The 22,983-nt window shown below is 67.8% G+C and carries 19 protein-coding genes; 7 read left to right on the top strand and 12 right to left on the bottom strand.

Annotated elements, in window-relative coordinates:
- Window positions 1-105: 105 nt before the first annotated feature.
- The gene (locus BM109_RS31935; RefSeq protein WP_093352047.1) at window positions 106-789 is read right to left on the bottom strand and encodes a c-type cytochrome; all 684 of its coding nucleotides are present in this window, start codon (window positions 787-789) and stop codon (window positions 106-108) included.
- A gap of 71 nt (window positions 790-860) precedes the next feature.
- Between BM109_RS31935 and yihA the strand changes: the two genes are divergently transcribed.
- Window positions 861-1,619 (top strand): ribosome biogenesis GTP-binding protein YihA/YsxC, encoded by a 759-nt coding sequence (gene yihA / locus BM109_RS31940; RefSeq protein WP_093352050.1) that lies wholly within the window; start codon window positions 861-863, stop codon window positions 1,617-1,619.
- Window positions 1,620-1,696: 77 nt separating this feature from the next.
- Window positions 1,697-2,605, top strand: coding sequence for an alpha/beta fold hydrolase (locus BM109_RS31945; protein ID WP_093352052.1), 909 nt, complete (start codon window positions 1,697-1,699; stop codon window positions 2,603-2,605).
- Here BM109_RS31945 and BM109_RS31950 read toward each other — a convergent pair.
- Window positions 2,595-3,479, bottom strand: a complete 885-nt coding sequence (locus BM109_RS31950; protein WP_093352055.1) for an LpxL/LpxP family acyltransferase — start codon at window positions 3,477-3,479, stop codon at window positions 2,595-2,597. The genes BM109_RS31945 and BM109_RS31950 overlap by 11 nt on opposite strands.
- Entirely contained in the window at window positions 3,476-4,372 is an 897-nt protein-coding gene (locus BM109_RS31955) for a lysophospholipid acyltransferase family protein (RefSeq protein ID WP_093352058.1), read from the bottom strand. The genes BM109_RS31950 and BM109_RS31955 overlap by 4 nt, the downstream gene beginning before the upstream one ends.
- Before the next feature lie 221 nt (window positions 4,373-4,593).
- Between BM109_RS31955 and metK the strand changes: the two genes are divergently transcribed.
- The gene (metK, locus tag BM109_RS31960) at window positions 4,594-5,775 is read left to right on the top strand and encodes a methionine adenosyltransferase (protein ID WP_093352062.1); all 1,182 of its coding nucleotides are present in this window, start codon (window positions 4,594-4,596) and stop codon (window positions 5,773-5,775) included.
- A 14-nt stretch (window positions 5,776-5,789) separates the two neighbouring features.
- Here metK and BM109_RS31965 read toward each other — a convergent pair whose 3' ends face one another.
- Entirely contained in the window at window positions 5,790-7,220 is a 1,431-nt protein-coding gene (locus BM109_RS31965) for a sensor histidine kinase (RefSeq protein ID WP_093352066.1), read from the bottom strand.
- Window positions 7,217-7,891, bottom strand: a complete 675-nt coding sequence (locus tag BM109_RS31970; RefSeq protein WP_057596005.1) for a response regulator transcription factor — start codon at window positions 7,889-7,891, stop codon at window positions 7,217-7,219. The genes BM109_RS31965 and BM109_RS31970 overlap by 4 nt, the downstream gene beginning before the upstream one ends.
- A gap of 161 nt (window positions 7,892-8,052) precedes the next feature.
- On the opposite strand from BM109_RS31970, the gene BM109_RS31975 reads away from it, so the two are divergent.
- The 3 genes from BM109_RS31975 to BM109_RS31985 are packed head-to-tail and all read left to right on the top strand — an operon-like array spanning window position 8,053 to window position 10,789.
- Window positions 8,053-9,063: an ABC transporter substrate-binding protein gene (locus BM109_RS31975; RefSeq protein WP_093352070.1), complete on the top strand. Its 1,011-nt coding sequence runs from the start codon at window positions 8,053-8,055 to the stop codon at window positions 9,061-9,063.
- A 2-nt stretch (window positions 9,064-9,065) separates the two neighbouring features.
- Window positions 9,066-9,884, top strand: coding sequence for an ABC transporter ATP-binding protein (locus tag BM109_RS31980; RefSeq protein ID WP_093352072.1), 819 nt, complete (start codon window positions 9,066-9,068; stop codon window positions 9,882-9,884).
- Window positions 9,885-9,913: 29 nt separating this feature from the next.
- Window positions 9,914-10,789, top strand: a complete 876-nt coding sequence (locus BM109_RS31985; RefSeq protein WP_093352075.1) for an ABC transporter permease — start codon at window positions 9,914-9,916, stop codon at window positions 10,787-10,789.
- A gap of 63 nt (window positions 10,790-10,852) precedes the next feature.
- Here BM109_RS31985 and BM109_RS31990 read toward each other — a convergent pair whose 3' ends face one another.
- The 4 genes from BM109_RS31990 to BM109_RS32005 form a co-directional block, all read right to left on the bottom strand.
- Entirely contained in the window at window positions 10,853-12,991 is a 2,139-nt protein-coding gene (locus BM109_RS31990; RefSeq protein WP_093352078.1) for a TonB-dependent receptor, read from the bottom strand.
- Between the two features lie 85 nt (window positions 12,992-13,076).
- Entirely contained in the window at window positions 13,077-13,283 is a 207-nt protein-coding gene (locus BM109_RS31995; RefSeq protein ID WP_093352080.1) for a hypothetical protein, read from the bottom strand.
- 4 nt (window positions 13,284-13,287) lie between these two features.
- Window positions 13,288-14,478, bottom strand: a complete 1,191-nt coding sequence (locus tag BM109_RS32000; RefSeq protein ID WP_093352212.1) for a PepSY-associated TM helix domain-containing protein — start codon at window positions 14,476-14,478, stop codon at window positions 13,288-13,290.
- A gap of 52 nt (window positions 14,479-14,530) precedes the next feature.
- Window positions 14,531-16,642 (bottom strand): TonB-dependent siderophore receptor, encoded by a 2,112-nt coding sequence (locus BM109_RS32005; protein WP_093352083.1) that lies wholly within the window; start codon window positions 16,640-16,642, stop codon window positions 14,531-14,533.
- 212 nt (window positions 16,643-16,854) lie between these two features.
- On the opposite strand from BM109_RS32005, the gene BM109_RS32010 reads away from it, so the two are divergent.
- A complete protein-coding gene (locus BM109_RS32010; protein WP_093352086.1) occupies window positions 16,855-18,456 on the top strand; it encodes a phospholipase D-like domain-containing protein in 1,602 nt (533 codons plus the stop codon).
- A 28-nt stretch (window positions 18,457-18,484) separates the two neighbouring features.
- On the opposite strand, the gene BM109_RS32015 is transcribed toward BM109_RS32010, so the two are convergent.
- From BM109_RS32015 to BM109_RS32025, 3 genes are read right to left on the bottom strand one after another with little or no spacing between them, the layout of a single operon-like run.
- Entirely contained in the window at window positions 18,485-19,492 is a 1,008-nt protein-coding gene (locus BM109_RS32015) for a fimbrial protein (protein WP_177239509.1), read from the bottom strand.
- Window positions 19,489-22,050, bottom strand: coding sequence for a fimbria/pilus outer membrane usher protein (locus BM109_RS32020; protein WP_093352091.1), 2,562 nt, complete (start codon window positions 22,048-22,050; stop codon window positions 19,489-19,491). Before BM109_RS32020 ends, BM109_RS32015 begins: the two co-directional genes overlap by 4 nt.
- A gap of 10 nt (window positions 22,051-22,060) precedes the next feature.
- A complete protein-coding gene (locus tag BM109_RS32025) occupies window positions 22,061-22,888 on the bottom strand; it encodes a fimbrial biogenesis chaperone (protein ID WP_256222903.1) in 828 nt (275 codons plus the stop codon).
- Between the last annotated feature and the right edge of the window lie 95 nt (window positions 22,889-22,983).

The raw sequence follows: 22,983 nt of genomic DNA on the forward strand, positions 1-22,983 counted from the left end.
GCGTCCGGAAGAGGCGAAACGCAAAAGGGCGGGCCATCCTTCTGGATCGGCCCGCCCTCTTTTGGGGTTGTTGTCGGCGGTTAGTTCACGCTCGCGCGTGCGGGATCAACGCAGACCGGCGATGTAGTCGGCCACGGCCTTGATTTCGCGGTCGTTGAGCTTGGCGGCCACGCCGGTCATCACGGCGTTGTTGGCGCGCACCGTGGTGCCGTCGCCGCGGAAGGCCGTGAGCTGGGCCGCCGTGTAATCGGCGTGCTGGCCGCCCAGGCGCGGGTACTGCGCGGGCATGCCGGCGCCGTTCGGGCTGTGGCAGCCGGCGCAGGCCGGGACCTGGCGGTCGGCGATGCCGCCGCGGTAGATCCGCTCGCCCAGGGCGATCGTGTCCTTGTCCTTCGAGAAGCCAGGCTTGACCTTCTTCGAACCGACGAACCAGGCGATGTTGCGCATGTCTTCCTCGGACAGCGCCGAAGCCAGCGGCTTCATGATCGCGCTCTTGCGCTTGCCGGACTTGAAGTCCTCGAGCTGCTTGAGGATGTATTCGGGGTGCTGCTGCGCCAGCTTGGGATTGGCCGGGATCGCCGAGTTGCCATCCGCGTTGTGGCAGGAGGCACAGCTCTGGCTGTTGGCCGGGGTGGCATTGAAGATGGTGTCGCCCTTGGCCGGGTCGGGCTTGGCCTTGACCGGTGTGGTCGGTGCGGCTGCCGTCTCCTCGGCAAAAGCACCAGTGCTGACTGCGGTACCAGCGATCCCCACGAGGGCCGCAAGCAGAAAATTGGCAAACAACTTCATATCGGGGGCTCGAATTTATTGGCGCAAAACCCCGCGATTCTACAATGGCGCCCCGTTCCGAAAGCCCATTGATGACCACGCCGTCGCGCAAGAGCACCGCATTTCCTTCCCGCGCGGCCCCCGCCAAAGACCCCGAGACCGCCGAACGCGAACGTGCCGCGCTGGGCTGGCTGCACACCGCGCACTTCCTGACCAGTGCCCCGCAGCTCGAGCACCTGCCGCCCTTCGCCCTGCCCGAGATCGCCTTCGTCGGCCGCTCCAACGCCGGCAAGTCCACCGCCATCAACACGCTCACGCAGCAGACGCGGCTGGCCTTCGCCTCGAAGACGCCGGGCCGCACGCAGCACATCAACCTGTTCGGCATCGGCCGGCAGAAGGTCGACGACGCGGTGCTCGCCGACCTGCCCGGCTACGGCTATGCGGCCGTGCCGCGCGAGGCCAAGCTGCGCTGGCAGCGCGTGATGGGCAACTACCTGATGACGCGCGAGAACCTGCGCGGCGTGGTGCTGATGTGCGATCCGCGCCACGGCCTGACCGAGCTCGACGAGATCCTGCTCGAGGTGATCCGCCCGCGCGTCGAGCAGGGCCTCAAGTTCCTGGTGCTGCTGACCAAGTCCGACAAGCTCACGCGCTCCGAGGGCGCGAAGGTGCTGTCCATCGTGCGACTGCAGGCCGGCGGCGGCGAGGTCAAACTGTTCTCGGCACTGAAGAAACAGGGCGTGGGCGAGGCGGCCGAGCTGCTGTCGCGCTGGGTCCACACGGAGGATGCCTCGGCCCAGCCCGACGAGGACACCGGCGGGCCCGCCGCGGAGCCGCCCGAGGAATCCTGAGCACGACCGGCTGCAGCGGCCGTCCCATCTGCCGAACTCACTATCGAAAAGATAGCAACCAAGAGGAGACAAGACGCATGATCGAGACCTTCCAACGCAGCCTGCCCAATGGCATCACCCTGAGCTGCCGCGCCGCCGGCGAACCCGGCCGCCCGCTGATGGTGTTCCTGCACGGCTTCCCCGAGGCCGCGTTCATCTGGGACGAGCTGCTCGCTTACTTCGCCGATCCCGCGCATGGCGGCTACCGCTGCGTGGCGCCCAATCTGCGCGGCTTCGAGAAGTCGAGCGCGCCCACCGAGGTGGCCGAGTACAAGGCGCAGCTGCTGATCCAGGACATCCAGCAGCTGGTGGCCACCGAGAGCAAGGACGGCACGATGGCCGCGCTGGTCGCGCACGACTGGGGCGGCGCCTTCGGCTGGGGCTACGCCAACGCGTTCCCGCAACAGGTCGGCAAGCTGGTGATCATCAACTCGCCGCATCCCGGCACCTTCACGCGCGAGCTGCGCAACAGCGCGGCGCAGCAGCAGGCCAGCGCCTACATGAACTTCCTCGCGCGGCCCGATGCCGAGGCCCTGCTCGCGGCCGACGACTTCAAGCGCATGTGGCCCTTCTTCCTGCTGATGAAGGCCGGCCCCGACGGCTTCGGCTGGCTCACCGAGGAAGTGAAGCAGCAGTACCGCGAGGTCTGGAGCGCGGGCCTCACGGGTGCCTGCAACCTCTACCGCGTGACGCCGATGAAGCCGCCGCTGCCGGGCCAGACCATCGACGGCATCCCGGTGCTGCCGCGCGAGCGGCTGGTGGTCGACGTGCCGACCTTCGTGTTCTGGGCGCTCGACGACGCCGCGCTGCTGCCGGGCCTGCTCGAAGGGCTCGACGAGTACGTGCCCGATCTCGTGGTCAAGAAGGTGCCGGGTGCCACCCACTGGATCGTGCACGAGCAGCCGCAGCTCGTGGCGGGCGAGATCGAGGCCTTCCTCAATAAATAGGCGGATCGCCTTCGGGGCGCGTCTTGAAGCGGCGGTGCACCCAGTAGTACTGGGCCGGCATCGGGTCGATGTAGCCCTGCAGCCGCGTGTTCATCAACGCGGTGTCGGCCTCGACGTCGTCGGTCGGGAAGTTGCGCCAGGTCTCGAGCACCTCGATCTCGTAGCCCCCGCGCGTGAGCTTCGCGACGATCGGCACCACCTTCGCCTTGCCCAGCCGCGCGAAGCGCGAGAGCGAGGGCACTGTGGCCGCCTGCACGCCGTAGAAGGGCACGAAGATGGTCTGGTCGCGGCCGAAGTCCATGTCGGGCAGCAGGTACAGCAGCCCGCCCTTGCGCAGCCCCGAGAGCACCGGCTTGATGCCGTCGACCCGGTTGAGCGCCGCCACGTCGCCGAAGCGCGTGCGGCCCTCGCGAATCCAGGCATCGACCATCGGGTCGCGCTGGGTCGTGTAGATGGTGGCCGAGGGCCGCGCCGTGTGCATCGTGAGCGCGGTGGCCGCGGCGTCCAGGCCGTAGAAGTGCGGCGCGAACAAAATCATCGGCTCGCTGCCCTCGGCGATCTCGCGGATCTCCGCGGCCGCGCCCACGATCTTCAGCCGGCTCGCCACCACCTTCTCGGGCGCATGCCAGAGCCAGCTGCGGTCGAGCCACGATTGCGTCACGTAGACGAAGCTCTCCTTCGCGATCGCGCGCCGCTCGGCCTCGGACTTCTCGGGGAAGCAGACCGCGAGGTTGGTGTCGACCACGCGCCGGCGCGGCAGCGCGATCGTGTGCAGCACGCGGCCCAGGAAGGCGCCGAAGCCACGCACCAGCGGCAGCGGCAGCGGCGCGATCACGCGCATGAAACCGATGCCCAGACGGGAACCCAGACTCATCGTGCAGCCCCCCCGGCCTCGGCCACCACGGGCGCGTCGCCACGCGGTTGCTTGTAGCGCGCGTAGTCCCACACGTACTGCCCTGGCAGGCTGCGGATCAGCCGGCCGATGGCCTCGTTCATCGCGGCGGCCGCGTCCTCGAGCGAGGCCTTCGGGTCGGTCAGCGCGGTGCCCACGATCGGCTCGAAGCGGATCACGTAGCCCGCGCCGCGCGGCAGCCGTTCGCAGACGCTGAGGAAGCAGGCCGCGCCGGTCTGCTGCGCGAGCCGCGGCAGCAGGCTCATGGTGTAGGCGGGCCGGCCCAGGAACGGCGCCCACACGCCCTGCCCCAACGGCGGCACCTGGTCGGGCAGGATGCCGGTGTAGCCGCCGTTGCGCAGCGTGCGCATCAGGCCGCGCACGCCGGTGATGCTGGTCGGCAGGGTCTGCAGCCCGGGCCGGTCGCGCGAGCCGGCGGCGATCAGCGCGGCCATCCACTTCTTGCGCGCGGGACGGAACAGCGCGGTGATCGGGCCATAGCGTTCATGGAAACGCTCGCCGATCGCCTGGCCGCACATCTCCCAGCTGCCCAGGTGGGGCGCGACCAGGATCACGCCCTTCTTCGCCTGCAGCGCGGCCTCGAAGGCCTCCACGCCCTCCCAGCGCAACACGCGCGGCAGCACCGTCTCGCCATGGGGGCGCAGCCAGAGCCAGGGCAGTTCGGAGGCCATCTTGCCGGCCGCGGCGATGGCCGGGCGGTAGGCATCGGGGCCGAAGCCGGCGCTGTGGGCATTGGCCCGGAAGCGCCTCCGATAGTCGGGCGCCAGGGCCCAGACCAGCCATCCGAGCCCGGCGCCGAACCAATGCATCACGGGCATCGGTACGCGGGCAAGCAATCGGAAGAGAGCGATCATGGACAGGTCGGGAATGGGGTCAAGGACGCGCGCGCACGGTTTGGCGCGGCTCGAATAGAATCGAAATTGTCGCCGAGTTACGGAACAACTTGCAGGGCGACAAGCACGGGCGCCGCATGGCGATTGTGCCCGCCGATGGCTCATCGGCATTCTGCTAAAGCGTTCGCCAGGGCTCCGCAGAGTTGGCAACGCGCCAAACCACTTCAAGGAGCTTTGAACAAATGGCGAACGACTTCCTCTTCACTTCCGAATCCGTCTCCGAAGGCCACCCCGACAAGGTGGCCGACCAGATCTCGGACGCCATCCTGGATGCGATCTTCGAGCAGGACCCGCGCAGCCGCGTGGCCGCCGAGACGCTGACCAACACCGGCCTCGTGGTGCTCGCCGGCGAAATCACGACCAACGCGCACGTCGACTACATCCAGGTCGCGCGCGACACCATCAAGCGCATCGGCTACGACAACACCGACTACGGTATCGACTACAAGGGCTGCGCGGTCATGGTCTGCTACGACAAGCAGTCCAACGACATCGCCCAGGGCGTGGACCATGCGAGCGACGACCACCTGAACACCGGCGCCGGCGACCAGGGCCTGATGTTCGGCTACGCCTGCGACGAGACGCCCGAGCTGATGCCCGCGCCGATCTACTACGCGCACCGCCTGGTCGAGCGCCAGGCCCAGCTGCGCAAGGATGGCCGCCTGCCCTTCCTGCGTCCCGACGCCAAGAGCCAGGTGACGATGCGCTACGTCGACGGCAAGCCGCACAGCATCGACACCGTGGTGCTCTCGACCCAGCACAGCCCCGACCAGAGCGAGACGCCGACCAAGATGAAGGCCTCGTTCAACGAAGCCATCATCGAGGAGATCATCAAGCCCGTGCTGCCCAAGGAATGGCTGCAGAACACGCGCTACCTGATCAACCCGACCGGCCGCTTCGTCATCGGCGGCCCGCAGGGCGACTGCGGCCTCACCGGCCGCAAGATCATCGTCGACACCTATGGCGGCGCCTGCCCGCACGGCGGCGGCGCGTTCTCGGGCAAGGACCCCTCGAAGGTCGACCGCTCGGCCGCCTATGCCGCGCGCTACGTGGCCAAGAACATCGTGGCCGCCGGCCTGGCGCGCCAGTGCCAGATCCAGGTGGCCTACGCCATCGGCGTGGCCCAGCCGATGAACATCACGGTCTACACCGAAGGCACCGGCGTGATCCCCGACGAGAAGATCGCCGAGCTCGTGCGCGAGCACTTCGACCTGCGTCCGAAGGGCATCATCCAGATGCTCGACCTGCTGCGCCCGATCTACCAGAAGACCGCCGCCTACGGCCACTTCGGCCGCGAGGAGCCCGAGTTCACCTGGGAAGCGACCACGCAGGCCGCGGCCCTGCGCGCTGCCGCCGGCCTCTAAGGCCTACCCCGGGCCTACCCCGCGTTCTCCGCCGGCCCCGCCGGCGGAAAACGCACCGTGACCAGCAGCCCGCTCGCCTCGCGCGGGTTGGCCGCCAGGTCCACGTCGGCATCGAAGGCCCGCGCGATCTCGCGCACGATGGCCAGCCCCAGCCCCGTTCCCTCGCTGTCCTGCGCCACCCGGTAGAAGCGCTCGAACACGCGCTCGCGCGCCTCGGCGGGAATGCCCGGGCCGTTGTCCTCCACGCTCAGCACGACCGCGTCCGCGGCCTCGTCTACGCCCAGCGTCACCCGGCCGCCCTCCTGCGTGTAGCGCAGTGCGTTGTCGAGCAGGTTGCTGACCAGCGCATCGAGCAGCGCCGGCTGCGCCCGCACGAAGGCCGTGCCGGACGCCTCCAGCCCCAGGTCGATGCGACGCCGGTCCGCCAGCGCCGCGAGCTGCTCCACGCAACGCAGCGCCACCGCCGCGAGGTCGACCCGCTCGAGCCGCGTGTGCGCATCGCCATGCTCGGCCTGCGCGAGCAGCAGCAGCTTGTTGGTGACGTCGACCAGCCGCCGGTTGCTGGTCTGCATCGCGAGCCACATCGCATCCATGTCGGCCCGGCGCGTGTCCCATTCGCCGCGGTGCTGGCGCGTGTAGCGCGCGTACTCGATCTGCGAGGCCTGCATCGCCAGCGGCGTGCGCAGCTGGTGCGCCGCATCGGCGATGAAGCGCCGCTGCGCCTCCGAGTGCGCGCGCAGCTGCGCGACGAAGCGGTTGATGGTGTCGGCCACCGGCCGCAGCTCGGAGTGCAGCGCGCCGGGATCCACCACCAGGTCCAGATGCAGCGGATCGCGCTGCGCGAGCTGCTGGCTCAGCCGCACGATGGGCCGCAGCTCCAGCGTCAGCGCCGCCACGGCGAGCGCGATGGCCAGCGCCAGCGCGATCAGCAGGTACTCCATCGACGGCCACCACAGCGTGCGCAGCATGTGGTCGCGGCTGCGCTCGGTCTTGCCGACGGCGATGGTGATGTCGCGCGCGCCGCCGACCTCGTACATCGAGCGCGTGGTGACGACCGCGCGCAGCGGCAGGCCCGCGAATTCCGTGTCGTACCACTGGGCGCGATCGACGCCCTCGGGCTTGCGCCGCGCGGGCAGCGGGAAGTCAGCCGAGCCGGCCAGCACCTCGCCGTTGGCGCCCGTCACGCTGAGGAACACGCGGTCGTGCTCGGGCGAGACGAACAGGCTCAGCGCCGACGGCGGCACGCTGGCCTGCACGTCGTCGTCCTCCCAGATCAGCCGGTCCGACAGCACCTTGGCCGAGGACAGCAGGTCGTGGTCCTGCACGTAGTCGGCCACGCCGGCGGCGTTGCGCCAGTTGAGCCAGCCGCACAGCGCGACGAACAGCGACAGCGGCAGCAGCAGCCACAGCGCGAGGCGCAGGCGCAGGCTGGAGCGCTTCTTCATTCTTCCTGGCGCGTGCGCAGCAGGTAGCCCACGCCGCGCAGCGTGATGATGGTCGCCTGGCTGGCCTCGAGCTTCTTGCGCAGGCGATGGATGTAGATGTCCACCGCGTCCGCGCTGGGCTCGTCGTCGAGGCCGAAGATGGCGTCGATCAGCGCCTGCTTCGACACCGTGCTGCCGGCCTTGAGCATCAGCGTTTCGAGCAGCGTGCGCTCGCGCGGCGGCAGCGCGAGTTCCTCGCCGGCCAGCGCGAACTGGCGCGTGCGCAGGTCGTAGCGCAGGTCGCCGCAGGCGATGTCGTTGGCCTTGCCCGGCATCTGCCGGCGCACCAGCACCTTGATGCGCGCCACCAGCTCGCGAATCTCGAAGGGCTTCACCAGGTAGTCGTCGGCGCCGATCTCCAGGCACAGCACCTTCTGGTCGAGCGAGGCCGTGGCCGTGAGGATGATCACCGGCACCGTGTCGCCGCGCTCGCGCAGCCGGCGCAGCACGGCCTTGCCCGGCAAGCCCGGGATGTTGAGGTCGAGCAGCACCACGTCGTAGCCGGCCTGGGCCAGTTGCAGGTCCGCGGCCTCGCCGTTGGCGACGTGGTCGACCACGAAGTCCTGTTCGCGCAGCAGGCTGGAAAGCCAGTGCGCGAGTTGCGGGTTGTCTTCGATCAGCAGCAGCTTCATGCGGTCGGCGGGAGTGGCCGTGGATTCTAGGAAGGGTGGCGGCCAGGGCACGGGCCTAGGGATAACCATGAGGAATCGCACGCGGCGCTGAAAGCTGGCCGAAGGATGGCGATTCCTAGACTGGCCCGACCGAACAACCTCGACCGGAGACACCCGACCCCATGTCCGCCACCCGCCGCACCCTGCTCGCCGCCGCCCTCTGCGCCGCCTTCGCCACGCCTTTCGCCCAGGCCGCCGACGCCCCCATCACCATCATGGTGGGCGGCATCAACAAGATCATCTACCTGCCGGCCAAGCTCACCGAGGCGCTGGGCTACTTCAAGGACGAGGGCCTGAACGTCGAGCTGCAGTCGCAGCCCGCGGGCGTCGACGCCGAGAACCAGCTGATCGCCGGCGCCGTGCAGGGCGTGGTCGGCTTCTACGACCACACCATCGACCTGCAGAGCAAGGGCAAGGAGATCCAGGCGATCGCCGTCTTCTGCAAGGTGCCGGGCGAGGTCGAGCTGGTCAGCACCAAGGCCGCCGCGGCCGGCTTCAAGAGCATGGCCGACGCCAAGGGCGGCAAGACCCTGGGCGTGACCGGGCTGGGCTCGTCGACCGACTTCCTCACGCGCTACCTCGCCGACCGCGCGGGCGTGGCCTCGAAGGACTACTCGCTGCTGCCCGTGGGCGCGGGCAACACCTTCATCGCCGCGATGAAGCAGGACCGCATCCAGGCCGGCATGACGACCGAGCCCACGGTGTCGCAGATGGTCAAGAGCGGCGATGCGCAGGTGCTGGTCGACCTGCGCACCGAGGCCGACACGGTGAAGGCGCTCGGCGGCCTCTATCCGGCCGCCAGCCTCTACGTGCAGAACACCTGGGCCGAGTCGCACAAGGCCGAGGCCGGCAAGCTGGCGCGTGCCTTCGCGCGCACCATGCAATACATCCAGTCGCACAGCGCCGAGGAGATCGCCGAGAAGGTGCCGCGCGACTACTACGGCAACGACAAGGCACTCTACGTGCAGGCGCTCAGGGCCTCGCTGCCGATGTTCACGGCCGACGCGAAGATGCCCGCGGGCGGCCCCGAGACCGTGCTCAAGGTGCTGGCCACCTACAAGCCGCTCGTGAAGAGCAAGAACATCGACCTGTCGAAGACCTACAGCAACGCCTACCTCGCGGCGGCGAAATGACCATGCGCCACGGCTCTCCCTCCTCCAGCGGTGGCAACGTAGCGGCCACCTCCGCGATCGACTTCGACGACGTGTCGCTGCGCTTCATCTCGCAGGACGGCAACGCCACGGTCGCGCTGCGCAACTTCAGCATGTCGGTGGCGCGCGGCGAGTTCGTCGCCATCGTCGGGCCCACGGGCTGCGGCAAGTCGACCACGCTCAACATGATCACCGGGCTGCTCAAGCCCACCGTCGGCAACGTGCGCGTGATGGGCCAGCCGGTGACAGGCGTCGATCCGCGCATCGGTTTCGTGTTCCAGGCCGACGCGGTGTTCCCGTGGCGCAGCGTGGAGGACAACGTGGCGGCCGGCCCGCTTTTCCGCGGCAAGCCGAAGAAGGAAGCGATGGAACTGGCGCAGCAGTGGATCCACCGCGTGGGCCTGGCCAAGTTCGGCAAGCACTACCCGCACCAGCTCTCGGGCGGCATGCGCAAGCGCGTGGCGCTGGCCCAGACCTTCATCAACGACCCCGAGATCCTGCTGATGGACGAGCCCTTCTCCGCGCTCGACATGCAGACCCGCACGCTGATGCAGGACGAGCTGCTGCAGCTGTGGTCGAACAACGGCGGCAGCGTGGTCTTCGTGACGCACGACCTCGAGGAGGCGATCGCGCTGGCCGACCGCGTGTTCGTGCTCTCGGCGCGGCCCGCCACGCTCAAGCGCGTCTACGAGATCGACCTGCCGCGACCGCGCGTGATGGCGCAGGTGCGCTACGACGCGCAGTTCATCGAACTGTCCAAGCACATCTGGGACGACCTGCGCGAAGAGGTCGTCATCCAATGAACAACGCTGTCACACCCTCCCACGCCGCCATGAGCTCCTCCACCCACACGCCTGCCGCCGCGCAACTTCCCTCGGCCCTCAGCGACGCCGCGCTCGCGCGCGAATCCGAGATCGCGCAGGCGGCCATCCGCGGCCGGCGCCGCATGATCATCGCGCTGCGGCTGGTCGTGCTGGTGGTCGCGCTCGGCGGCTGGGAGATCGCGGCGCGCCTGAAGTGGATCGATCCGTTCTTCTATTCGATGCCCACCATGATCTACGACCAGCTCGTGGAATGGATGCGCGACGGCACGGCCCAGGGGTCGCTGTGGATGCAGGTCGCGGTGACGCTCGAGGAAACGGTGATCGGCTTCCTGATCGGCTCCATCGCCGGCGTGATCTGCGGCATCGTGCTCGGGCGCAACAAGCTGCTGTCGGACGTGTTCAGCCTCTACATCCAGATCGCCAACTCGATCCCGCGCGTGGTGCTCGGCTCGATCTTCGTGATCGCGCTCGGCCTGGGCATGGCCTCGAAGGTGGCGCTCGCGGTGGTGATGGTGTTCTTCGTGGTCTTCGGCAATGCCTTCCAGGGCGTGCGCGAAGCCGACAAGTACATGATCGCGAACGCGCAGATCCTCGGCGCCTCGCCGCGCCAGCTCACGATGGCGGTGGTGATTCCCTCGGCGATGTCGTGGATCCTCGCGAGCCTGCATGTGAGCTTCGGCTTCGCGCTGGTCGGCGCGGTGGTCGGCGAGTTCCTTGGCGCCAAGGAAGGCATCGGCCTGCTGATCTCGACCGCGCAGGGCGCTTTCAATGCCAGCGGCGTGTTCGCGGCGATGATCGTGCTCGCGGTGGTCGCGCTGGCGGCCGACTTCCTGCTGAGCTCGCTCGAGAAGCGGCTGCTGAAGTGGCGGCCCGCGGCCTTCTGAGGCGCTTGGCCATCCATCGCGACGGCGGGCAGTGCCCGCCGTTTTTCATGGCGACCCGCAGGCTCAGAAGCGGTACGAACCGCTCATGCCCACCGTCCAGTTGCGCCCCGGCGCGGGCTCGAAATAGCGCGCATTGCCTTCGTTGACGATGACCGAGCCGGCATAGCGCCGGTCAAACAGGTTGTCCACGCGCGCGAAGGCGTTGAACTCCCAGCGTTCCCATTTCTTGAGGTAACCGGCATAGGCCGCCGCGACCGCGTAGCCGGGCGCGCTCGCGCTGTTGAGGTCGTTGGCCTGGATGCGGCCCAGCGCGCGCATCTCCAAGCCCGCGCGCCAGCCCTCGGGCGGCACCCAGCCCAAGGAGGCGAACAGCGACTGCCGCGCGATGCCCGGAATGCGGTTGCCCGCGGCCACCGTGTTGGCGGCCGCGCACGGCGAGGGCGAACAGAAGGCATCGCGGTAGGTGGCATCGAGCCAGGTGTAGGCGAGCTGGGTGCGCCAGTGGTTCTCGGTCTCGTGCTGCCAGGCCAGCTCGAAGCCGTTGCGCCGCGTGCGGCCCGCGTTCTGGAAGGTGGCGCGGCCGCCGAGGTTGGTGTCGGTCACGATCTCGTCGCGCGTGCGGGTGCGAAACAGCGCCGCGGTCAGCAGCCCGCCGCCGAGCCGCGCCTTGGCACCGAGCTCGAGACTGTCGTTGACCGAGGGCCGCAGCGCGAAGTTGAGCCCGCTCGCGCCGCCCGCGCGGTACGACAGCTCGTTGAGCGTCGGCGTCTCGAAGCCGCGGCCGATGGAGCCGTAGAGCGCGATGTCGCGCGTGGCCTGGAAGCGCAGCGAGGCCACGGGCAGGGTCTTGGCATAGCGCGCGCTGCCGCTGTCGTCGCGGTTGCTGCCGACGATGTAGCGGTCGCCCGAATCGAAGTGCACGCTGCTGCGCCGCAGGCCGGCCTCGAGCGTCCAGCGCTCGGCGAAGCGCCAGCTGGCCTGCGCATAGGGATCGAGGTTCCAGACCTCGTTGCGCTCGTAGCGCCGCAGCCGGCCCTGCACGCCGAGGATCTGGGCCGCGCCGCTGCCGAGGTAGTTCTCGTAGCCGCGGCGCCATTCGCGCAGGCTGTCGTAGCCCAGGCCCGCCACCAGTTCGAACGGGCGCTCGGCCAGGGTGAAGGCACCGGTCCAGCGCAGGTCGAGGCCGCCGTACTGGCGCGTGAGGTCGATCACGCCGCCCGCATGCAGCGGGTTCTGCTGCGCCGAGGGCGGGATCGACTGGTACTGCGTGGTCTTTCGCTCGCCGCCGTAGACCATCAGGCGCAGCTGCTGCGTCTGGCTCAGGCGGCGTTCGTAGAGCAGCCCGGCCTGGGTCTGCTCGACGGTCTTGCGGGTGTCGTACTGCACGGCCAGCGGCGCGAGCCGTGGCGCCAGCGCGTACTGGTCGGCCGTGAGGCCCAGCGGGTCCTGCGCATCGATGCGCACGCTGTTGACGACCAGCGTGAGCCGGTCGCCGTTGTCGAGCGCGATGCCGAGCTTGCCGTTGGCGATGTCGCGCCGCGCGGCGCTGTGCTCGCGCCAGCCGTCGGTCTGGAAGCGGCTGGCGCCGAGCAGGTAGTCGATGGCGCCCTGCGAGCCGCTGGCCTGCAGCGACTGGCGCCAGGTGCCGTTGCTGCCGCCCGCCGCCGAGTAGGCCAGCTTCGGCCGGCCCTCGCCCGAGGCGGTGAAGGCCTGCAGCACGCCGCCCGAGGAGTTGCCATAGAGCGCCGAGAACGGACCGCGCAGGATCTCGACGCGGTCGAGCGAGCCGATGTCGATGTTCGAGGTCTGGCCCTGGCCGTCGGGCAGGGTGGCGGGAATGCCGTCGACATAGAGCCGCACGCCGCGCACGCCGAAGGTCGAGCGCGCGCCGAAGCCGCGGATCGACAGCTGCAGGTCCTGCGCGTAGTTGAGCCGGTTCTGCACCTGCAGCCCGGGCACCGCGCCCAGGCTCTCGGACAGGTTCACGCCGAGGCGGCCGTCGCGCATGGACTCGCCGTCGACGCGATCGACCGAGCCCGGCACGTTGAAGGGCGCGACCTCGCCGCGCGGCGTGGAGACGGTGATCTCGCGCAGCGAGGCGCCCGCGAACGGCGACGGGGTTTCGGTCGCAGACTGCGCGCGCGAGGCCGTGGAGAGATCGAGCAGGAGACAGGCGACGGCAGCGGCGGCAACGGGTTTCATGCCGCCGATTCTGCGGTGCCGCGCGGCGGCCGGGCCTCGGGGTTTCTCACCGTGGCGCGCGCCGTGCACACGCCGATGCGATGCGTTACTCGCTGGCCGGACGCGGACGGCGCCAGCCATACCACGCACCCACCGCCACCGGAATGCCGAGCGTGATCCAGGCCAGCACGTCGCCCAGGCCGCCGTCGCTGAACAGCGCCGAGATCAGGCCGAAGGCCGTGAGCAGGCCGAGGGCGATCGGCCAGCCCCAAAGGCGCCAGAAGCCGTGGTGCTGCGGATGCTTTGCGGTCATGGGCTCAGGCTTTCAATGCGGGCGCGGGATCGGCCTGCGGTGCGCCGCCCTCCTCGCGCTGCGGACGTTCGGCGGCCGCCTTTGCAGCCGCCGCGGGCACGGTGTTGCCGCGCTTGAGCCACAGGTACAGGCCGCTGCCCAGCACGATGATGGTCGCAATGTCGAGCAGCGCCCAGAGGATCTGCATCGGCATGCCGCCGTAGTCGCCGAAGTGCAGCGGCTGCGACACCAGCAGCGCCGTGAGGTACCAGGGCAGCTTCGGCGCCGCCGTGACCTGCGCGGTCTTCGCATCGACCAGCACCGGCTGCAGCAGCTTCGAGGTGAAGGGCTCCTTGCCCTGCAGGAAGAAGGTGGTGTGGTGCGGGCTCGAGAACGAGGTGCCCGGGAAGGCGATGAACGACAGCCGGTTGCCCGGCGCCTGCTGCATCGCCGCCTCGTAGGAGCGCTGCACCGAGCCGCGCTCGCTCACGGCGACCACGGGCTCGTTCTTGTAGGGCGCCAGCAGCGTGGTGAGCTGGTCGTACTGCCAGTACTTGATCACCAGGTCGGCCCAGGTGTTGATCATGCCGGTGGCGCCGACCACGAACAGCCACACCAGCGTGACGATGCCCAGCAGGTTGTGCAGGTCGAGCCACTTGAGGCGCGGCCGCTTCTCGCGGCGCACCGTGCCGAAGTCGAGCTTGCGCATGAACGGCGAATACAGCACCACGCCCGAGACGATCGCCACCAGCAGCAGGAAGCCCATGAAGCCGAGGAACAGCTTGCCCGGCAGGCCCGCGAACAGGTCGACGTGCAGCTTGAACATCACGTACATGAAGCCCTCGTCGAACTTCGGCTGCGCGAGGATGACGCCGGTGCGCGCATCGACCGCGACCGACTTGAAGTCGTCGGTGGGCGCGGGCGTGGGCGTGAGCGTGACGAACCACAGGCCGTCGTCGTCCTCGGGCTGCGAGGCGAACTGCACCACGCGGTCGGGGTGCTGCGCGCGCGCCACCTCGAGCACGCGGTCGAGGCTCACGCGCGGCGTGCCCGCGGGCATCTTCGGCGCTTCGACCTCGGTGCCCAGCAGGTGGCCGATCTCGTGGTGGAAGATCAGCGGCAATCCCGTCAGGCACAGCAGCAGCATGAAGACCGTGCACACGAGGCTGCTCCACTTGTGCACCCAGGCCCAGGTCTTGATCTTTCGGCTGTTCATCGACATGGCGGAATTGTCCCCGAGGCTCGGTGTGGCGGCGGCTCGAAAAACCTCAGAACTTGTAGGTCGCGGTGGCGACCACGTTGCGGCGCGTGCCGTACCAGCAGTCGCCGCGGGCCAGACAGGTGCTGAAGTAGATCTTGTCGGTCACGTTGTTGATGTTGAGCGCATAGCGCCACTTGTCCGACTCGTAGGCCAGCATCAGGTCGAGCAGCGCGACCGACGGCACGCGCGGGCCCGCGCCCGTGCTTTCGATGTCGCGGAAGCCGCTCATGTAGCGCACGCCGGCGCCGGCCGAGAAGCCCGTGATGCCGCCGACGGCGAAGCGGTACTTGCCCCAGACCGAGAACTGGTTGCGCGGCGTGTCGGTGAGCTTGGGATCGACCTCGATGTAGGTGTAGTTGGCGATCAGGTCGAGGTCGCGCGCGAGCGTGGTCTTGAGCTCGAGCTCGAGGCCCTTGTTCTTGCTCGAATCGACCTGGCGGCCGTAGTTCGGGTTGGTGCTGTCGAAGACGGTGCGGTTCTTTTCCTTGAGCGAGAAGACCGAGGCCGTGAAGCTGGTCGGCGAACCCGCGGGCTGGTACTTGACGCCGGCCTCGACCTGCTCGCCGCGCAGCGGCTTGAACAGCCGGCCGTTGACATCCGTGCCGGCCTGCGGCGTGAACGACTCGGTGTAGCTCAGGTAGGGTGCCCAGCCCGAGGGCAGCGTGTACATCACGCCGAGCCGGCGCGAGGTGGCGGTGGTGGTCTCCGAGGCACTGCCTTCGGTGCCGGCCGTGCTGCGGTCGTAGCGCAGGCCCGCGACGAAGATCCAGTTGTCGAGCTTCATCTGGTCCTGCAGGTACACGCCGGCATTGCGCTGCGTGGTGCGGGGCTTCCAGCTCAGGTCGGTCACGGGCACGTAGCCCAGGCCATAGACCGGGGTGTAGGCGTCGATGGCGCTGTAGGCCGAGCCTTCGTACTTGTCCTGGCGCTGGCGCGAGTACTCGGCGCCCACCAGCAGCGTGTGGCGCAGGGCGCCGGTGTCGAAGTGGCCCTCGACATGGTTGTCGATGCCCGTCATGCGGGTCCAGGTCAGCGACTTGTCGTTGATGCGACCGATCACGCGCTGGCCGATCGGGTCCATGCCCCAGCCGCCGGGGATGGAGAAGAAGTCCGCATAGTGGTAGTGCGAGTCGTTGTAGGTGCGCGACATCCGGAAGTTTTGCCGGAAGGACCAGTTGTCGTTGAACTGGTGCTCGAACAGCCAGCCGAAGGTCTTGCGCTCGGTGTCGTAGCCGTCGCCGGGCTCGCCGATGAAGCGGCTCACGGGCAGCTTGCCGTTGACGTTCGGCAGGATCGTGCCCTGCCACGGCAGGAACTGCGAGGTGCTGCCGGTCTTGTCCTTCTGGTAGAGGCCCTGCAGGGTCAGCGAGGTGGCGGCGCTCGGGCGCCAGGTCAGCGAGGGCATGACCAGCGTGCGGTCGTCGGGCACGTAGTCGACTTGCGTGTCGGCCTTGCGCTGCAGCGCCACCAGGCGGTACGACCAGTCGCCGTCGGCCGTCAGCGGGCCGGTCAGGTCGGCCTGGATCTGCTTGCGGCCCCAGGAGCCGAACTGCACGCCCACTTCGCGCGCGGCCTGCGTCTGCGGCCGCTTGCTGACCATGTTGATCACGCCGCCCGCCGTGCCGGCGCCGAACAGCATGCCCGACGGGCCGCGCAGCACCTCGAGGCGCTCGAGCGTGTAGGGGTCGGGCCGCGCGGTCGCGGTGTACCAGCCCGCAGAGAAGAGCTGCAGCCCGTCGAGGTAGACCGAGGCATCGCTGCCGCGCACCAGGAAGCTGTCGGAGCGCGAGTCCAGGCCGTAGGCATCGGAGCGTACGCCGGCTGCGTAAGTGAGCGCATCCTGCAGGTTGGTGGCGCCCTGGTCCAGGATCTGGTCGCGGGTCACGACCGTCACCGACTGCGGCGTTTCAGCCAATGGCGTGTCGGTCTTGGTGGCGGTCGCCGCATTCCTCGCGCGGTAGCCGTTCACCGGCGTGGTCGCCGTTTCGGCCGGGGCCTCGACCCGGATTTCGGGCAGTGCCGTCGTGGCGGCCGTTTGCGCCAGCACCTGCTGGTTCGCGTAGATCGCCAGACACCCCATCAGCGCCAAGGCATTGCGCTGCGTCAACAAGACCGCCATTCCGACTCCACTCCTCTAGATATTAAGAACCATTCTCATTCTAAAACGGAATAATTCACATTTCCGCCAAATCCGGGTGGGTCCAAGGGGTGCCGCCTGATCTTGCGACTCGTGGTTTCGGCGCAACACAGCTAGCATCGGCGCGCGCCAGGCGCGGGATAGTCCCGTCAAGCTTCGTCCGCCGCCCCTGCAACATTCGCGCGTCCGCCGTCATGCACACCACCCTCGCCTCCCGGTTCCTCGCCCTGCGCGGCGCCGCGGCATGGCTGCTCGCGCTGGCGACCGCCTTCGTGCTCGCGGGCTGTGCCGGCCTGCCGCCGCGGGCCGCCGACACGCCGGTGCTCGCCATCCCGGCCTCCAATGCCACCCTGCTCGGCCGCGCCGCGGCCCATCTCGATGCGCCGCGCGACGGGCTGTCGAGCGTGCGGCCGCTGATCGAGGCCTCGTTCGCGCTCGATGCGCGGCTCGAGCTGATCCGCCGCGCCCAGAGCTCGCTCGACGTGCAGACCTACCAGCTCGGCAACGACAAGACCGGCCGCCTGCTGCTGCGCGAACTGCGCGATGCCGCGCGCCGCGGCGTGCGCGTGCGGCTCCTGCTCGACGACTTCTATACCTCCGGCATGGACCCGCTGCTGCTCGGCCTGGCGACCGAGTCGAACGCCTCGGTGCGGCTGTTCAACCCCTTCGTGAATGCGCGCGACCACTCGGCCACGCGCTGGATGGAGTTCCTCGGCGACTTCCGGCGGCTCAACCACCGCATGCACAACAAGCTGTTCGTGGCCGATGGCGCCATCGCCATCGCGGGCGGGCGCAACCTCGCCGACGAATACTTCCTGCGCAGCGAAGTCGCCAACTTCATCGACTTCGAACTGCTGATGGCCGGCCCGGTGGTGGCCGAATCGGCCGCGGTCTTCGACACCTACTGGAACAGCGACGTCGTCTATCCGATCGAGACCGTGGCCATCAACCACCGCACGCCGGCCGTGTTGAAGGCCGATTTCGAAACCGCCACCTCGTTGCGCTTCGCGCCCTGGCCCGATCCACCGGGCGACGGCGATGTGCTCGGCGACCCGCCGCTGGGCCTGCAGCTGCTGAACATTCCCACCCTGCAATGGATGCGCGCCGACGCACACGCCAGCGCCGACAGCCCCAACAAAGCGCTCGGCGTGATGCGCCATCCCACCGAATCGGTGGCGCAGCGCTTCCACGAACTGGCCGCCACCGCGCGCTCGAGCGTGCTCGTGATCTCGCCCTACTTCATCCCGGGCGACGAAGGCATGGCACGCATCCGCGAAGGCCGCCGGCGCGGCGTGCAGGTCAGCGTGATCACCAACTCGCTGGCCGACAGCGACGAGCCGCTGGTCAACATCAACTACAACCGCTACCGCGTCGACATGCTCAAGCTCGGCGTGGAGCTCTACGAAGTCAGCACCCAGCAGCTCAAGCGCAGCGGCCAGTTCCGCGACCTGCTGAAGAAGGCGCGCGGCCGGCTGCATGCCAAGCTCGCGCTGATCGACCGCGAATGGGTGATGCTGGGCTCCATGAACCTCGACCCGCGCTCGGCCCTGCTCAACACCGAGTTCGGCGTGCGCGTGCGCAGCTTCGACCTGACCCAGGCCCTGCTCTATGCCTACCAGCTCGACGACATCGAGGGCGTCTACCGCGTCGTGCTCAAGCCCGATGGCGAGAACGTGCAGTGGATCGGCACGGGGGACGTCAACAACGAGGTGCTCGACAGCGAGCCGGATTCGAGCATGCTGACGCGGTTTCAGCTGCTGCTGTTCTCGTGGTTCGTGCCGACGGATCAGCTGTGAAGTTGCCGCGCGAGCCGGCCGCCCCTGCTTACTTGTAGGCCAGCGTCAACGTGACCATGCCGTCGGCCTGACCGGGGACGATGTCCTTGGCCGTCTGGTAGTAGCGCGCCTTGAACGGCATGTCGATCGTGCCAGCCGCGGAATTGCCGATCGCGACGGGCTGGCCGAATTTCACCGGCGTGTTGGTCTTGCCGTCGAGTATCTGTATACCCACGCCGACGGCGACCTTGTCGGCATCGGAAGAGAGCTGGAGCACGCCAGGCTTTTCCGACGGATCCGCCGTCCCTTCGAGGATCAGAGACACGGTATTGCCCTGCTGATGCTCCGACACATCGCAAGCCACGCCGATATTGAAAGTTTTTTCCGCCGCCGTGCTGCCCACGCCCGAGAAGCGATTCATTCGCACATCCCCCAGCGAGACCGTCTGGTTCTGCGTCGCCGTGGTGATCTGGCAGGTGGGCGCGAGGATCCTCACGGTGCCGATGTTCGCGGTGAACCACTGCTGCGTAGAGTCCCCCCTTGTATGAAAACGAGCATATTCGCCGGCAGCAATTAACCCGTTTCCGACGACTGGCGCCGTCTTGACCAAATCGATGATCACTCCTGTCCATCCGATATAAACGGATGACGTAGTGGTCGGCCAATTTCCGGTGTAGGTGTCATTGAGATCGATATTGCTTCCCGCTATCTTCACTCTGTAGCCGATGCCGTCGATATTGGTCGAGTACGTCGGGGGAGACAGTCCAGGCACCAGTGCGCCCCGAAGCGGTGAAAGCACGGCACGAACGCCCGCGGCCGTTTTATTGCACTGACCAATCCAGAATGGATAGCTTGAAAACTTGATGACATTGCTGCTCAAAATGGTCTCACCGACCTTTGCCGTCCGCAATGCGGTGGTCGTTCCTGACACATTGAACGTGCGTGCGCCTTTGTTCATGTTGGTGCTGTATTCGCAGTTCGCGAACGCACTGCCCGACGCGATGCTCAACCCCGCCAGAGCACCGAACCCGAGAAAGCAACGATAAAGCGCGCTCATCGGCAGATCTCCTTCATTTCGTGGATGGGCGCCGCAACGTCCTGAGCAGGTACGCGATAGCTGACCTGACATTGCGCGCCGGCACGGTCGCCCCAGATGACTTTCAAGGTGCCCGTCTCACCCGCGCCGGTCACGTAGGCCTGGCCCTCGGGCCCGACCACGCCCACTTCCTGCCCCGCCTCGTTGTCGATGCGCGCGCCGAAGGGGAGCGGCCGGCCTTGCGGATTGGTCAGCGTCAACATCAGCCGATAGCCGACCGAGGTCTCGTACGGCGCCAGCACCACGGCGCCTCGCGTGGGCACGACCTCGCGTGCGGCATGCTTGACTTCGACCTTGTCGTCCAGGTCCTGCGTCAGCAATGCAAGGCGGTTGTTTCTATAGGGCGTGAGGTTGGGCACGACGGCATGGCCCGTGCCGTCGGTGCTCACGCCGGACTGCGACTCGATGCCCACGCCCGAGGCCTTGGGAACGCGCACGAGCGCGATGGTTTCGCCCAGGGGCTGCGACAAGGTCACGCCTTCGCCATGCGCCACCAGGCCGCCCGCCACGCTGATATTGGTCTGGCCATAGCCCTGGCCCTGGCTGTGGCTCAGGTTCACCTGGCCGCTGCGTCCCTTGTAGTTCAGGTTCGCGCTGCCATTCGATCCGTCCTCGTTGGAGCGGTCCACCGTCAGGCCGTAGGTCAGGCGGAAGTCGTCCCATGCGCTGCCGGAAACCCCCGCCTGATGGGTGACACGGCCCTGGTTGTTGCGCGAGACGGCGTAGCTCGCATTGACGTTCGATCCGAGCGGAATCGACAGCGTCAGCATGACCTGGCGATTGGCCGGTCCCCGGAGGTTGGAGACCTGGCTGTAGAAGATGTTGTAGCCCACCCGCCCGTAGCTGCCGGAATAGCCGACCTGCACGAGCTTGTCCTTGCGGTCGCTGCCCCAGTAGCTCTGCTGCCGGGCCGACGCGTAGAACGAGCCCCACTCTCCCAAGGGCTGCGCCAGGTCCAGCCGCACCTCGCTGCGCCGATTGAAGAAGGGCAACTGGTTCTCCGCCGCATAGCGCATCTCGACCGATTCGGAGAAGGTCCGGAAGCCGCTCGTCGAATAGCGGTAGCCGGCCATGCGAAACGTGGTGCCCGTGTCATCGATCGTCTTGGAATACAGGGCCCGCAGCGACTGGCCGCTGAGGGTCTGATCGCCCTGGCCTTCGGTTCGGGCATGCGTGAGGTCCAGCGACACCGCGCCGAGGCCATACATGTTCTTGCCCGAGCCGATCATCCCGGCCTGATAGCCGCGCGCCAGCGTGGCGCCGCCATAGACGGAGAAATCCTTCGGCAGGCCTCGCGCCAGCGTGCCCTGGACGAAATAGGGGCGCTCGGCGTTGCCTCTGTAGCGCTCGTCACCGCTGCGGAACTGGCCCGCGGTGGCGCTGTAGCGCCACGTGCCTTCGCGCAGCAGCGTGGGCACCGCGGCGAAGGCCTGGATGTAGCGCGTCTCGCGGCCGTCGGCCTCGGTGATCGTCACCTCCAGGTCGCCCCCCGATGAAGTCGGGTACAGGTCGTCCAGCGCGAACGGGCCGGGCGCGACATAGGTGTTGTAGATGATGTAGCCGTTCTGCTTCACCGTGACGCGGGCATTGGTCTGCGCCACGCCCCGGATGGTGGGCGCATAGCCTTGCAGGCTGTCCGGCAGCATGGCGGTGTCCGAGGCCACCTGCACGCCTCGGAACTGGAAGCCGTCGAACAGCTCGGCCGATGTGAAGCCATCGCCGATCAGCAGCTGGCCGCCGATCGAAGGAAGATCGCGCTGCGCGTAGGTCTGGACGGCCTGCCAGCGCCCTTTGGCATCGAAGCCGCGGTCGTAGTTGGAGCGGTGGCGAAAACGCCAGTCACTGAGGTTGAACCCTCCCAGCACCGAGGCGTAGAACGTGTTGCGCTCGACCTTCTCGCCGCCGAAGGCGCCGGCCGTGGTCGGACCTCGGTAGGAGAGACCGTTCGATCCATGGTTGCGCGACACGCTGAGCTGGTAGTCCAGCATGGCGGCACTGATGCCATGGTCCCATTTCGACGGCTCGACCGCGCCCCGGGCCGAACGCTTCAGGGCCGCCTGGGGAATGCTCAGCAGCAGCCGCTGCTGGCCTGCGTCGTAGGTGGCCGTGGCCTCCGGCACCGCGGCATTCAGGTCGACGCAGCTTTCGGGCGGCAGCGTCGACAGGCTGGAGAAGACCTCCACGTTCACGCCCGAACTGCGCAGCAGGTCCACCGTGAGGCAGGGCACGGCATCGCGCTTGCCTTCCACCGCATCGAAGCGGACCTCCGCCTTGCTCAGCGGGGCGCCATTGCGGATGATTTCGACCATGTAGCCGCCGGGCATCACCTGGTTGCCGAACGAGAACATCGAAAGATCGGCGTTCGCCTGGTCGCCGTTGATGGTCAGGAATTTCTCGTTGAAGATGCTTTCCTTCGGCTTCTGCGCATGGCCGGCGTGTGTCACGAGCGCGAGCGCAATGGCCGAAAGCGCGTGCTTTCGAACATTTCGAGGGGGGACGGAGGCACTCACGACATTCATCTCCGTGACGTCATGGCCGCTTGTCGGTTGCCGCGGCTTGAGGCTGGAGTTCCACGGGCTCGTTCGCCGCGGGAACGCGGACGCTTTCCTGGGGGGTCTGGCCTCCGAAGTCGTTGATCGTGGTGAACTTCACGGAAACAGCCTGCGGTTCCGTGATGCTGTTCAGCGGATAGATGCGCTCGTCCATCGGCGGCAACATGTCGGGATTGATCTCCTGCTGATTTCCATTGACATGGAGATAGGTGAAGGTGACGTGATAGGGTGTCGGATTGACGATCTTCAATGCGGCGCCCTTGCCGTCCTGCCCCGCCACGATGGCCCACTTCAACCGGTTCCGGGCGGCCGCCGGATCGCCATCGCGCAGGGCCGTGGGCCGATAGAACAGCTTGATGCGCGTGCGCACCGCGATCTGCAGCACGTTGTCTTCCTGCGCCTTCTCGGGAATCTCCTTCACGTTGAGCCAGAACGCCGATTCGCGGTCGGCGGGAAGATCCTTGGATGTGCGCAGTACGCGCAGAATGTTTTCCACGCCGGGGTCCAGCCGCGAAAGAGGCGGCGTGACCAGGAAAGGTGTCTTGTTCTTGCCTTCGCCGGCATCGATCCAGGCTTGCACGACATACGGCGAACCGCTTTCGTTCTTCATCGAGATCGATGCTTCGCGGTCTTTCTCGTGGAGGATGACGCGGGTCCCACCGAGCATGACGGCGGCATCGGCCGGCGCGATATGCACACCCAGCAAGCCGACCACCATCAACGTGACACCTGCCGAGCGCAGCGCGTTTTTGAAAAGCATGGAATTCCCCGATGCGCGGCCCAGGCGGCGCGTGACGCGCCTCATGTGCGCGGCGAGCCGGTCCGGCGCCAAGAAGAAGAAAGAAGAAGAGGGAAAAAATGGCCCGTGAAGGAGCGGGCCGTATCCGGTTGGAACATCCC

The sequence above is a fragment of the Variovorax sp. PDC80 genome, from assembly GCF_900115375.1.
In the GTDB taxonomy this organism is placed as follows: Bacteria; Pseudomonadota; Gammaproteobacteria; order Burkholderiales; family Burkholderiaceae_C; genus Variovorax.